This window comes from Streptomyces canus (assembly GCF_001514145.1).
GTDB lineage: Bacteria > Actinomycetota > Actinomycetes > Streptomycetales > Streptomycetaceae > Streptomyces > Streptomyces canus.
Window position 1 is genome coordinate 125,963 of the sequence record NZ_KQ948676.1, and the last position, 12,791, is coordinate 138,753.

At 69.6% G+C, this 12,791-nt stretch carries 10 protein-coding genes and 3 pseudogenes; 11 read left to right on the forward strand and 2 right to left on the reverse strand.

Going from position 1 to position 12,791, the window contains the following annotated elements; all coding sequences use genetic code 11:
- The 11 genes and pseudogenes from AQJ46_RS59520 to AQJ46_RS43870 all read left to right on the forward strand — a co-directional run.
- A pseudogene (locus AQJ46_RS59520) lies at window positions 1-106 on the forward strand (AMIN-like domain-containing (lipo)protein); the annotation flags it as partial.
- Between the two features lie 139 nt (window positions 107-245).
- Window positions 246-359 (forward strand): annotated as a pseudogene (locus AQJ46_RS54805) (ATP-binding protein); the annotation flags it as partial.
- 299 nt (window positions 360-658) lie between these two features.
- Window positions 659-1,075 (forward strand): hypothetical protein, encoded by a 417-nt coding sequence (locus AQJ46_RS43830; RefSeq protein WP_059210933.1) that lies wholly within the window; start codon window positions 659-661, stop codon window positions 1,073-1,075.
- Window positions 1,072-2,328 (forward strand): hypothetical protein, encoded by a 1,257-nt coding sequence (locus AQJ46_RS43835; RefSeq protein ID WP_059210934.1) that lies wholly within the window; start codon window positions 1,072-1,074, stop codon window positions 2,326-2,328. Before AQJ46_RS43830 ends, AQJ46_RS43835 begins: the two co-directional genes overlap by 4 nt.
- A 23-nt stretch (window positions 2,329-2,351) precedes the next feature.
- Complete coding sequence (locus AQJ46_RS43840) at window positions 2,352-3,686, forward strand: vWA domain-containing protein (protein WP_159064166.1); 1,335 nt, start codon at window positions 2,352-2,354, stop codon at window positions 3,684-3,686.
- 153 nt (window positions 3,687-3,839) lie between these two features.
- Window positions 3,840-4,154: pseudogene (locus AQJ46_RS43845) on the forward strand (ISAzo13 family transposase); the annotation flags it as partial.
- A 165-nt stretch (window positions 4,155-4,319) separates the two neighbouring features.
- Window positions 4,320-4,775 carry a transposase gene (locus AQJ46_RS43850; protein WP_225887575.1) on the forward strand — a complete coding sequence of 152 codons (456 nt, stop codon included), beginning with the start codon at window positions 4,320-4,322 and terminating at the stop codon, window positions 4,773-4,775.
- Between the two features lie 341 nt (window positions 4,776-5,116).
- A complete protein-coding gene (locus AQJ46_RS43855; protein WP_059210937.1) occupies window positions 5,117-6,445 on the forward strand; it encodes an RICIN domain-containing protein in 1,329 nt (442 codons plus the stop codon).
- A 124-nt stretch (window positions 6,446-6,569) separates the two neighbouring features.
- On the forward strand, window positions 6,570-10,388 hold the full coding sequence (locus AQJ46_RS43860) for an nSTAND1 domain-containing NTPase (protein ID WP_059210938.1): 3,819 nt from the start codon (window positions 6,570-6,572) through the stop codon (window positions 10,386-10,388).
- Window positions 10,389-10,633: 245 nt separating this feature from the next.
- Window positions 10,634-11,020: a LysR substrate-binding domain-containing protein gene (locus AQJ46_RS43865; protein ID WP_059210939.1), complete on the forward strand. Its 387-nt coding sequence runs from the start codon at window positions 10,634-10,636 to the stop codon at window positions 11,018-11,020.
- A complete protein-coding gene (locus AQJ46_RS43870; protein WP_059210940.1) occupies window positions 11,017-11,208 on the forward strand; it encodes a type 2 periplasmic-binding domain-containing protein in 192 nt (63 codons plus the stop codon). Before AQJ46_RS43865 ends, AQJ46_RS43870 begins: the two co-directional genes overlap by 4 nt.
- Window positions 11,209-11,285: 77 nt before the next feature.
- On the opposite strand, the gene AQJ46_RS43875 is transcribed toward AQJ46_RS43870, so the two are convergent.
- On the reverse strand, window positions 11,286-12,422 hold the full coding sequence (locus AQJ46_RS43875; protein WP_404828525.1) for an IS30 family transposase: 1,137 nt from the start codon (window positions 12,420-12,422) through the stop codon (window positions 11,286-11,288).
- A gap of 107 nt (window positions 12,423-12,529) precedes the next feature.
- Window positions 12,530-12,754, reverse strand: a complete 225-nt coding sequence (locus AQJ46_RS43880; RefSeq protein ID WP_059210942.1) for a transposase — start codon at window positions 12,752-12,754, stop codon at window positions 12,530-12,532.
- Window positions 12,755-12,791: the final 37 nt, after the last annotated feature.

The following is a 12,791-nucleotide window of genomic DNA, read 5'->3' on the forward strand; positions in this document are numbered from 1 at the left end:
GGCCGCGTTCGACAGCAAGCCCTCCTACACGACGAAGCAGCTGCACCGCCCCGAGCGCTTCGTCCTCGACATCGCCCACCGCAACACCTGCCGTCCCTCGCACTGAGGTGCATTGACGGATGCTGGGGTCGCGCACCGCCTCACACGATGGGCGACACCGGGTGTATCTCATCAGCGGCGTGTCCCGTACGGTCGTGGACCCGCTGGACCGCCGCTGCCGACGGCGGCTCCACACGCACCCGCCGGCCACCGCGACGGTCGACCGGCTCATGCACCACGCTCACATCGTCGTCACCCAGGGTGACAGCTACCGGCTCACCCAGGCCACCAGCGGACAGGGGGTGAAGCCCTTCAGCTGACCCGACCGACCCGAGGGCGGGGAACTGTCTGGCCGCCACCGGGGACATCTCGATGGCCGCCGGCGGGGCGAACTCCTGGCCGCCTACGGGGAGAACGAAATGGCCGTTGACAACCGGGCCGTGCGATGCCGATGTGACGTCCTGCGGTGGCTTCCCGCCTGGTTTCAAACGGTCTCGCGCGGTCGGGCGTTGGCACAACCGATCCACTTGGATCCAACGGCGAACGAACCAGGCCTATGAGCGGCTCTTCAGGTGCTTCCCTCGTACCGTGAGGGGCCGGGCACAGCGAGGGGGGTGTCATGGATCCGATCGCGATGGCAGCTGGGACGGCTCTGATCGGCGCAATGGCCACGGACGCGTGGCGGCAGGTGCGCACGCGCGTGGTCGAGTGGTGGCGTACGGCTCGACCGGACCAGGCCGAGTACGTCCACAGGGAGCTCACCGACGCGCACACCGAGGTGATCGAGGCGCGCCAGGAGGACAACGAAGGCCGCGAGCAGGACCTGATCACGAACTGGCAGACGCGGCTGCAGATGCTGCTGCGTGCGAACCCAGCACTTGCGGAACAGCTTCGGGTGCTCCTGAACGACCATCTCATTCCCGCTTTGCCGACACGGGAGCAGCACGCGGTGGCGTCACAGGTGATGAAGGCGACCGCCACCGGTCACGGCCGGGTGTACCAGGCAGGGCGGGACCAGAACATCACCGAGCGATGACGCACACGAGCGACCCCGCGGAGGAAGAGCCACAGGTCCGACAGCAAGCCACTGCAGCGGACCAGGCCCGCATCTTTCAGGCTGGGCGAGACCAGAACATCGCAGAGCGGGACCTGCACATTCATACCGGCCGCCAGCGCAAGGTCTTCGTCAAGTACCTCGTGCAACTGCCGCGCAGCATCAAGGTGGTACTGCTCCTGCTGCTCTGCGTGGCTCTCATCGCCGGCGGGGGGTGGATCGCCTCACGGTGGATTCTTCCCGAGGTCGCCCCCACGTACCGCACGCAGTTCCTCGTCGACACGGCGAGAGGCACAGGCCCTCGCGGATTGGCCGACGTCGCCGCCTCCATGCGGACGACGGTGGGCAACTCCGGGGACAGTGACGCGCTCTCCCTGCGCGCATTCGGCGGTGCGTGCGGGGAGAGCGACAACACCCGGCGTCTGACCGACTTCGCGACCGGTGAGCGGCCAGAACTCGTACGGGCCGCGGAAGGTCTCCGCGCCGCCGGGGAACCCACCCTGGTGCGCGGCATCGTGGAAGCCGTGCAGGACTTCTCCCGGCCGTTCGATCTCGCCGCCACACAGATGAACCGCGTCATCGTCATCACCCGTCACGGTACTGACGCGTGCGACGACGACATCGCTTTCGTGGAGAACGAGATCCGGGAGCGGATCCGTGCGGCAGGGCTGCGACTGGAGTTCCGGCTGATCGGCTACCAGGTGCCCAAGGCACAGCGCGAGCGGTTGCGCCGGATCGCCGCGGGCGCCCGGGCCCCGGATCCGGTGCTCGCCGACACGCCTCAGGAGCTGCAGACTGCCGTGGACTGGTACGCCAACGATGAGCCGGTCATGCGCGGGGCCCGGAAGGTCATCGACGCGCTCAATCCGGCCGCCGAACAAGTCGACGCGGCCGTGCGAGCGATCGACGGGGGCCGGTTCGAAGCCGCCGAGAAGCACCTGGGTACCGCACGCGGGGCGGACGCCCGCGTCAGTTCGGTGCTTGAGGACCTGGCCGGCCGCACCAAGAAGGCGACCGAAGCCGACATCCACGCGCGTGCCGCACGGCTTCGTGACCGGCAACGGCGCGTCATCGCGGCCGCCGGTGAACTATTGGACGCCGAACGGTCCGGGGCTGCCGGGAGCTCGTACCACAGGGCGGCCTACGGGAGAGCCGCTGACGCCTACAACACGGAGGTTGAAGCCTTGAACATGACACTCGCCAAGCTGCGTGACGCAGCCCCGGTTGCCTCGTGACGCGCCGGGAATCCACGGACGACATGAACGATATGAACGACGGGGAGACCGGGAAGGCCGGGAGGCTCGTGGAGGCAGTCGCTGCGGACGGGGCCGGCACACTCCCGGGGCGTTCCGCAGTGCCCCGGACGTCCCAGCGGCGCAAGGTGATCACGGCGTTTATCACGGTCTTATTGCTGCTTCTGGCGGCCGCCGTGTTCTTCGTGTACCGCTCGACACCGGACCATCGGACCGCCTTCCTCGTCGACGCGTCCGTCCCCGTGCCCGCCGCTGCGGAGCGCCGTGGGGCAGACTTCGCAGCCGTCGCCCGTGCCGTCGGTTCGGCGACCCAGAACGCGGGGGAGGACGACGCCCTGTCGCTGCGCAGGTTCGGAGGAGTCTGTGGCGGTTCGGGGAACACGTCGCAAGTCGTCCGCAGCGGAACCGGCCGTGGACGCGAGATCGCCGATTCCGTCCGCGATCTGACTCCCGGCGGACAGGCGACGCTGGGCAGTGGAATCGCCGCCGTGATCGACGACTTCGACGGTCCCTACCCGTTCCGGGGAGAGAAGAGCAATCGCATCATCGTGGTCACAAGCAGTGGCAGGGACGCCTGCACGTCGGATCAGCGTGCGCTACTCAAGGACGCGCACGACAAGGCGAAGGACGCCGGGGTGCGGTTGGAATTCAGGTTCGTCGGCTACAAGGTGCCCGCCAACGAGAGGGCCGACCTACGGCAGCTCGCGGACGCCGTAGGCGCTCCCGCGCCGCGCTTCGCGAGCACACCCCGTGTTCTCGCCCCCGTGCTCCGGAAACTGATGCTGCCGAAGGAGGACGAAGCCCGGAAGGTGGCGGAACCCAGCAGCCCCAGTGCGCCAGAGACGTCCGCACGCCCGGAACACCCCTTCGTGGTCGGGCTCTTCACTGGTTGGGCGGTCAATGTCAGCGGTACGCCGGTGCGTTGCGCCGCGACGACCAATGCGACCGCTGATCGAGAGTGCCGGTTCACGATGCGCGAGGGCGACCGCCTCACCCTGCGGGCCGCCGTCAGCGGCCCCAACCCCAATCCGATGGGTGACCTGGCCGAGCAGAACAACCCGTACTACCGGCCAAGTAAAACGCCCTACTGGTACGGCTGCGACGAGGGCCACAGGTCGCGTACCTGCACGGTCACGATGACCAGGGAACGAGTCGAGACCAGCAAGCGATGGGCGGACGGCGCCTCGTCGCCCACGGGCATGGCCGCCAGTCGGCTACTGGCCTGCGTGACGACCGAGGAGCCGTCGGTGATGACCCTTGCTCGCACCTGCGCCGCGCTGACCGGATCCGAGGCACCGCCGGACCCTGAGATCACCTACGCCGACGGTTCGACAAACTGAGCGGTGTCCGGGGCGGTGTCCGTTCGGGCCAAAGGCTTGCAGGGAATCAAGGTGTTGCTTCCCGTCCTGAAGCTCGTTGGTGTGGTCTGCGCATCCCGGACGAGACCCGTGACCAGCTCGCTGTGAAGTGCGCAGTATTGCTCCCACATCTGGAGCGATCTCACCGACACTTTGGCCCTCCACGGCGACTTTAAGCGCGGCCGCCCGCCCCGGCTCGCCTTCCCCGACCAGGTCCTGGCAGCCGTCCTTCACCTGCGGGCCGCCCTGGCCGCGGAACCCCTCGCCGTGCTGTTCGGCAGCAGTCGGACCGCTACGCACCGCACCCTGCTGAAGATCAGGACGCTGCTGAAGGCGCACAGCATCGTCATCCTGCCGGCGGCTACTCCGCCCTCTGCCCTCACAGCCCTCCAGGCTCGGGTTCGAGCCCTGAGCAGCGACACCAGCAGCATGATCAAGACAACGCGTTAATGATCTGCAAGGCCTTACCTCACCCCCGCCCAGGTCGAGCGGGCCCAGCGCGTCCACGGCATCACGCTGCTCGGCCCGATCCTCGCCGACCACAGCCGCCAGGCCAAGGAAGGTTCGGGCTTCGACAAGGCCGCCTTCACCATCGACTGGGTCAACGAGCAGGCCATCTGCCCGCGCGGTGCGACGAGTGCGTCCTGGACGCGGCTGAATATCTCCGGCCACACCTATCTTCAGGCCCGCTTCGCCGAGAGAGACTGCCGGCCCTGCCCCGACCGTGCCCGGTGCACCTCCTCCGCCACTCGCCCCCGCTCCGTCGCGGTACTGCCGCGGCCGCTGCACGAGATCCAGATGCGCAACCGGCTCGACCAGCAGACCGAGCAGTGGCAACGCCGGTACGCGATCCGCGCCGGCAGCGAGGACACCCTCTCGCAGAACGTCCGCGCTCACGGCCTGCGCAGAAGCCGCTGTCGAGGCCTGGCCCGCACCCACGTGCAGCACGTCCTGACCGCCATGGCCTGCAACCTCAGCCGTCTCGCCGACTGGTACGACACCACCTCATCGGCCCGGCGAGCACCCCGCTTTCAAACCCTCTGCAACACAGCGGGATTCGCGATCACCTGACCGCCCAAGATCACCAACAGAGTCACGGCATTGAACTTGGACCGGAACGCGGCCCGCGTTTTCGGGAGTCGCTGCCGTCAGGGTGGCCAGCATCCTGACCGGGACGATGCCGGCGGATCGGACCGGTGAAGTCCGGCGTTCCCCCAGGTCACCCGATTGTTGCCGCCCCGGAAGAGGGATTGAGCAACAACGTCGGGCACTTCAGGATCGGAAGAGTTCCGCCCCGCCCGGCGATCCAGCGACCCGAATACGCCGGCCCCGGCAGGGACGGTTCCCCGGGCGGCACCCGCACACACCGCCGCGTTCCCGATACAGACAAAGCATCCATAAGGAGCTTATTCGTGCTGACCTGGTTCACCGGGCGTCCGCTTCAACGGGTGCCGATACGCACACTCATCATCACGGTGCTCGTCACCGCCCTGGCCGCCACCCTCCTCGACGCCTCCTTCGGCAGCCGCCTGTCCGACGCGGCCAGGAAGACGTCCACCTCGGTCACGCAACTCTGCGAGGGGACGGTCGACGCGGTCGAGGCCGCCTACCGCGCACAGGCACGGCCGGTGGCGAACGGGCCCGTCGTCCAGAGCGCGGCCTACGACTCCGGCTCCTCCACGGCCACGGTCTCCGCCACCTCGTACGCGCTCACCGCGCACCAGGTGACGGTCCTCGCCTCCAAGAAGCAGGAGGCCGTCACCGACTGCACGGGCAAGCTGCACAAGGTGACACAGGCCAAGTGGTCCTACCTGTCGGCGCGGGCGGTGGAGATCGCCGCGGACGCGGTCATCACCATCCTCGGCTCCACGCTGATCTGCTCGCTCACCGGCCCGGCCGGCTGCAAGTGGGGTGTGCGGTTCGCGTCCTTCGTCGGCGGGTTCGTCGGCGCGCTGGCCTTCCAGTACCTGACCGACGGCTACCTGAACTGGAAGAGCGTCGGCGGTGCCTTCTTCGACGCGACCGTCTCCATGCTGACCTTCTCAGGCCTCGACAAGCTGGACGAGTCCTACGTCGGCAAGGGCGTCCGGGCCACCCTGCAGAGCGCCGGGCAGGCCCTGAAGTCCATCGGCGCCCGCATCGGCAGCGCGGGCCCGAACATGGTCGGCAGCATCAAGAACGCGCTGAACTACATCATGATCCACAACTGGGGCGCCTTCCCGGTCGCCTACTCCGGCGGCGGTTCGGTCGAGCCGGTCATCGCCGAGAAGCGCGGCCAGCCGATCGCCGACGGGGTGCAGTTCCGCATCCCCTCCCACGCCTCCGGCCGCGACGTGCACGACGACCTGTACTCGGGCAGCTACAACACCCCGTACTACAACTGGGACGTCGCCGAGACCCCGCACATCAACAGCGACGGCGCCATCGGCTACCTGATCGGCCAGGGCGGCAAGTGCCTGACCAACACCAGCTACAACGTCGCCCTCACCCCCTGCAACTACAGCGACTCGCGCCAGTGGTGGTACGCCGACGGTGACGAGCTCATGGCCTCCAACGGCAAGTGCCTGGCCGAGGACGCCACCCACCAGCAGCGGTGGGCGGTCTCCTGCGACGGACTCAGCTACGCCGCGAACCCGAACAACAAGGACGACCAGTTCCTGATCACCCCGCCCGGCGGTACCTACATCCCTGACACGGTCTTCAACTGGAAGAGCCACATCTCGGTGTACGAGCACGCGTAAACCCCCGCGGTGCCGTTCCCGGCCCGGTGACCAACGTCACCGGGCCGGGCATTGTCGTCGCCTGGCGCGGTCGGTCATAGTTCGTGACCAAGATTGTTTTTGAGGGGATTTTCCGGGAGTTCCATTGGGTCGTCCAGAACGTCCGGTCGATCCAGGTGCCGGTCCGGTCCAGCTGTTCGCCCATGAACTGCGCCTGCTGCGGCAGAAGGCGGGCAGCCCCTCGTACCGCGCGATGGCCCACCGTACGGGCCTGTCGGTGTCCGCGCTCTCGCGCGCCGCCGCGGGTGAACGGTTGCCCTCGGCCGCGGTGGTCTCCGCCTACGTGGAGGCGTGCGACGGGGACCCGGACGTGTGGGAACCGCGCCGCAGCGCGGCCGCCGAGGAGGCCGCGGAGACGCAGGAAGCGTCTCCCGGCGGGGCCGACGGTGACACCACCTCGCCGTACCGCGGACTCGCCCGCTTCGAACCCGGCGACCGCGACCTCTTCTTCGGGCGTGAGCGGCTCGTCGCTGAACTGCTCGGCCTCGTGTGCGAGCGCCGGTTCGCGGCCGTGTTCGGCGCGTCCGGCAGCGGCAAGTCGTCGCTGCTGCGGGCGGGACTGATCCCCGCCGTCCAGGAGGCCGCCGGGGAGCGCGGGCGGCCCGCTGTCGTACGGATCCTCACACCGGGTGAGCGGCCCGCCGCCACCTACGGCCATCTGCTGGCACCCGGGGACGGCGACCCCGACAGCTGGCTGATCGTCGACCAGTTCGAGGAGGTCTTCACGATCTGCCGGGACCGCGCCGAGCGCACCCGGTTCATCGACCTGCTGCTGTCGGCCAGGGAGCCGGACTCCCGGCTGCACGTGGTGATCGCCATGCGGGCCGACTTCTACGGGCAGTGCGCCGACCACCCCGGGCTCGCCGACGTGCTGCGCCACTGCGGGCTGCTCATCGGGCCGATGTCCGCGACCGAGCTGCGGGAGACGGTCACGGGGCCCGCCGCCGTCGCCGGGCTCGTCGTCGAACGCGAGCTGACCGCCCGGATCGTCGAGGAGGTCGTCGACCGGCCCGGCGCGCTGCCCATGCTCTCGCACGCCCTGCTGGAGACCTGGCGGCGCCGGCGCGGCCGTATCCTCACCCTCGCCGCGTACGAGGCGGCCGGCGGTGTCCAGGGCGCGATCGCCGCGACCGCGGAGCACGCGTACGGAGCGCTGTCGCCCGGTCGGGCGGACACCGCGCAGAAGCTGCTGTTGCGGTTGATCACGCCCGGCGAGGGCGTACCCGACACCAGGCGCTCGGTCACCCGCGCGGAACTGGACGACTGGGGCGATCCCGAACTTCCCGCGGTCGTCGAACGGCTGGCCGCCGCCCGGCTGCTCGCCCTCGACGGCGACACGGTGGAACTGGGCCACGAGGCGCTCATCACCAGCTGGCCGCGGCTCGGCCGGTGGATCGACGAGAACCGGGGGCGGCTGATCGCCCATCGGCGCCTCGGCGAGGACGTACGAACGTGGCTGGACCTGGGACGTGACGGCGGGGCGCTGTACCGGGGGGTGCGGCTCGAGCGGGCGGTGGAGTTGTTCGGGACGCCGGACACCGGATGGCGTCCCGTCCTCACCGCTCCCGAACGCGCCTTCCTGACCGCCGCGCTGCGGGCCCGCGACGACGAGCGGCGCGCGGTGAGCCGTACCCGGCGAAGAATCCGGCGGCTGGTCACCGCGGCCGCCGCGCTGCTCGCACTCGCGCTGGTGATCGGGCTGGTCGCCTGGCAGCAGCACGACACCGAGCTGCGGGACGCCCGGGCCGCGGCCGCCCAGCGGGTCGCCGAGGTCGCCGACAGCATGCGCACCACCGATCCCCGCACCGCCATGCTACTGGGGCTGGCCGCCTGGCGGATCGCCGCGCTCCCCGAGAGCCGGGCCGCACTGCTCGCCGCGCCGACCCAGTCCGAGCGCGACGCGTTCACGGATCCCGGGCCGGGCGGCGGCAGCGCCGAACGGTTCCTCGTCCGCTCGGGACGGGTCCTGCTGAGCGTCAGCGGCCGCACCTGGCACACCTGGAACACCGTCACCCACCGGGCGATCGCCTCCGGTCGGCTGCCCGTCGACAGCCTGCGTATCGAGGCGGCGAGCCGCGACGGCAAGGTCCTGGCCCTCGACAGCGATGCGGGCGTACGGCTGTGGAACCTGGCCACCGGCCGGTGGACCGGAAGCACGGCGGTCGACGCGGGTGCGGAGATCGACCCTGGTGCGGCGATCGCCTCTGATGCGGAGATCGTCACCTTCGACGCCGCCGCCGACGCCTACCTGCTCAGCTCCGTCAACGAACCGCGCGTCGAACTGCGCGCCCTCTCCGGCGGCCGCCTGCTGTTCCGGGCGGCGGCGGGCTCCGAGACGAACGTGGCCACCACGGGGGACGGCCGCCTGGTCGCCGTCTGCCCCACCCGCGGCACCATCCAGATCCACGACACGTCCAACGGCCGTACGCTGTCCGGCGGTTGGACGAAGAAAACGGCGGCGGGCAACTGCGGCGACGACAACTCCCGTCTCGTGTTCGACTCCGGCGGGCACCGGCTCGCGGTGGTCTCCGGCGCGGACGTGCGGGTGTGGGACCTCGCGTCGGGTCGGGAGACCGCCACGTTCGACGCCCCGGACTCCGAGTCCGTCGCGTTCAGCCCGGACGGCGCCTTCCTCGCCGCCGCCGGCCCGGCACAGCTCACCGTCTGGCGCCTGTCCGCACCCGGCGCGCCCGTTTTCCGTCATTCCCTCGACGGCCGCCGCATCCGGGGCGATCTCGCCTGGGACCCGCGCGGATCCGCACTGCGCTACCTCGAAGGCGGCACAGTCCACACCCTCGACCTGGGTCCGGCCGTCACCGCCGCCTGGCGGGACACGGCACTGGCCGACGCACTGCTCAGCCCCGACGGCCGTACGCTCGCCACCGCCGAACAGCGGCCCGGCGGCTATGTCTTCCGGCTCCTGGACCCAGCCACCGGCCGTACCGTGCGCACCCTGCCCACCGCCGCGTTCCCCGTGCCCGCCGACAGCGCCGGGCCGGTGACGGCCGCCGACGCCCAGCCGCTGATGACGTTCGGCCCGGACGGCACGGCCTTCGCCTACGGCGTCACCGCGCCGGACCGCGGCACCTCGGCACAACCGGTCACGCTGTGGGACGTCCGCGGCGCCCGCGTACGGACGACGCTGGACCTCGCGGCCTCCTCCGCCATGTCCGCCGCCGTCGAGGAACTCGCCCTGGGCCCCGGCGGACGCCTCCTCGTGGCCGTCCGGGACACCACCGCCGGCACGACGGACGCCGAAGTGTGGGACACCGCGAGCCACCGCAGAACCGCCGCCCTCGGAAACCTCGACGCCACGGCCCTCGCACTGCGCCCCGACGGCGGCCTGCTCGTCGGCGGCGACCGGGTGGCGGCCCCGCCCTCCGGCCGCAGCACGCCCCGGACCCTGGGGCTCGGGCAGGAGACGGAGGCGGTGGCGTTCAGTGCGGACGGCTCCCGGGTGGCGGTCGGTGACGCGTCCGGCCGGGTCGCCCTGTGGGACGGCAGCCTCGGCCACCGGCTCGGCGTCCTGCCCAACACCTTCCCGGCCCCCGTCGGCAGCGGCGACCCGGAAGCCGTGGCCGCGCTCGCCTTCAGCCCCGACGGCGCCACTCTCGCAGTCGCGGGAGATTCCGGAACCCTCCAGCTCTGGGACACCGCGAACCGGCAGCCCCTCGGCAGCGGCCTCACCACACCCGGCGAGGCCATCACCTCCCTCGCCTTCACGGCGGACGGCACCTCGCTCTACGCCACCAGCCTCCACTCCCCCGTCCAGCGCTACCGGGTGACCCCTGCTTACGCAGCCACCTGGATCTGCGCCCACACGGACACGAGGTTGTCAGTGGCCGAGTGGTATACGTACATTCCGGACGCGTCGTATCGGGACGTGTGTCCGGGCAAGGGTTGAGGTGGCTTCGTAGGTGACAGCGGGCTCTGGTCCACTTCGTGTGGTCGCTTACGCAGGGTGACCGTTGATCTTCGCGCGGAGCCGGTTGAGCTCGTCCGAAATCGCCAGGCTGGACGGTGATGTGGTCGACAGTCCTTTGCTGTGAACAAAGTGCTGCCACAGCTGGAGGAGCTGTTGTTCTCCTCGGTCGAGGGCGTGTTGCTGGAGTCGGTCGAGGTGACCGACACGGTCGTCCGGGTTCAGGCATGGCGCATCTCCATCGACGCGCCCTGGGCATTCGGATCAACATCACCTCGGTCAGTGCCCACTATGCCGATCACCTGCGGAGGGCGGAGGCCACGCTCGCCGTGATGCCGCAGGAGGTCATGGACTCGACGTTCGAGTTCTCCGCCATGCCGCTGTTCGAGGACAGCTATGTCGCGCCGGCCCGGGCCGAGCATCCCGAGGTGGGAGAGCGCCTGACGCGTCAGCAGATGAGCGAGCTGCCATACGTCATGTTCGACCCGCCTGGACAGGTGTCCATCGTGGAGAAACAGATGGACGACCACGGCATCAAACGCAACACCGAAGTGTCGACGACCAGCATGCTCGCGGCGCCCTTCCTGCTTCCGGCACCAGGTTGTTCGCAATGATCCAGCGCCGGCTGGCGGAGAAGGTGGTGCAGATGACCGAAGCCCGGATCGTGCAGCCCGCTGTGCGGCTGAATGGACTGCACGAGAACCTGTACTGGCCGCGGCAGTTCAACAATGCCCCGGGCCACCGCTGGCTGCGGGAGCAGATTGCCTACATCGCCACGGGCCTGTCTTCAGGACATCAGTAGCAGTGATGTCCTGCTCCGCTGCGGCCGCAGGGTGCCCGGGACCTGGGCGGATTCCAGCGATCATCGCAACACGGTGATCATTCCAGTGTTGCGACGAGCTTAGCGAAGAGGTCTGCGGGGGTCTGCCAGCCGAGAGTCCGGCGGGGGCGGCTGTTGAGTTCGGCGGCGACGAAGGCGAGGTCCTCGGCGCTGACGATGGACAGGTCGGTGCTCTTCGGGAAGTACTGGCGCAGCAGGCCGTTGGTGTTCTCGTTCGAGCCGCGCTGCCAGGGGCTGGCAGGCTCGCAGAAGCAGACGGGAATGCCGGTGGCGCGGGTGACCTCGTCGTGACGGCTCATCTCGCTGCCCTGATCCCAGGTCAACGAGTGGGCGAGTCCGGCGGGCAGGTCCGCGAAGGCGTGCAGGAGCGCATCGCGGACGTTCTCGGCGGAGCGGTTGTCGGGGAGATGGAGGAGCTTGACGTAGCGGGTGGTGCGGTCGACCAGGGTTCCGATCGCGGAGCGGTTGGCCGTGCCGACGATCAGGTCGCCTTCCCAGTGCCCGGCGACCGCTCGGTCGTCAACTTCCGCCGGCCGATGGCTGATCAGCGTTCCCGGGTCGATGAACCGAGTGGCGCGCTGGGCAGCACGCCGACGACGCCGACGCGCGGGCCGGCCGGTGCGCAAGGTGCCGGCCGTGCGCTCCAGGCCGCCGCGGTGCGGCAGGTAGACGGCCTGGTAGATGGTCTCGTGCACCAGGTGACGGTCGGGTTCGTCCGGGAAGGCTGCGCGCAGGGCCTGGCAGATCTGCTCCGGGCTCCAACGCCGGTCCAGGCGCTGCTGGATGAACTCCTTCAGCTCCGGATCACGCCGTACCTTCCCCTCCTTGGAACGGGCGCGGCGTACGGACGCCCGACGCTGGGCCTGGAAGGGGTGGTACATACCGGTACGCGGGTCGCGGTTACGGCGCACCTCCCGGCTGATCGTGGCCGGGTCCCGGCCAAGTTCCCGGGCGATGGCGCGCAAGGACTTCTTGGCCCGCAACAGGTCGGCGATGACGATCCGCTCGTCCTCCGACAAGAACCGCTCGGAGACCGCGTCGGACTCCCTTACCTCGGTGATCGGCAGGTAGACGCGCACGTTGCCGGCCCGGTCGACGACCTTCCTTCCGTACCTCCAGCGGTTCCCGGTCTTACGGTTGATTCCCACCTCTCGGCACGCGGCCGAGTTGCTCATCCCCTGCGCCATGAGGCGAAGGTATTGATCACGCTTGTCCGCCAACGGCGCAGGTCCGGGCTTCTTCGGCATCCGACGCGGCTTGGTCATCGCAACAACCCCGAGGGTCAGGTGTTGCAACCACCTCTAGAACCCAAGCCGGAAGAGTGGGGCCACATCAGACCGTTGATGCCACACAGGCCGAGAATGTCGCTGTGCCCCTCGGCAGTGACCGCCAGGGCCACGTAGATCGGCCTGTGTGCCACTTGGCCATCGCGAATCTTGACGTTGATAGCGTCTATGAAGACGACCGGGCAGACCCAGTCGAGCGGCCGGATCTGCCATTCGGCCATGCCCTTGACGAAGCGGGCCCGTTCCGCAGCGTCCGGC

Bases quoted from the DNA above. Each gene is read 5' to 3' on its own strand.
- AQJ46_RS43840 (WP_159064166.1), top strand. From the start codon at position 2,352: ATGAACGATATGAACGACGGGGAGACCGGGAAGGCCGGGAGGCTCGTG.
- AQJ46_RS43870 (WP_059210940.1), top strand. From the start codon at position 11,017: ATGATCCAGCGCCGGCTGGCGGAGAAGGTGGTGCAGATGACCGAAGCC.
- AQJ46_RS43880 (WP_059210942.1), bottom strand. From the start codon at position 12,754: ATGGCCGAATGGCAGATCCGGCCGCTCGACTGGGTCTGCCCGGTCGTC.
- AQJ46_RS43875 (WP_404828525.1), bottom strand. From the start codon at position 12,422: ATGAGCAACTCGGCCGCGTGCCGAGAGGTGGGAATCAACCGTAAGACC.
- AQJ46_RS43835 (WP_059210934.1), top strand. From the start codon at position 1,072: ATGACGCACACGAGCGACCCCGCGGAGGAAGAGCCACAGGTCCGACAG.
- AQJ46_RS43865 (WP_059210939.1), top strand. From the start codon at position 10,634: ATGGCGCATCTCCATCGACGCGCCCTGGGCATTCGGATCAACATCACC.
- AQJ46_RS43830 (WP_059210933.1), top strand. From the start codon at position 659: ATGGATCCGATCGCGATGGCAGCTGGGACGGCTCTGATCGGCGCAATG.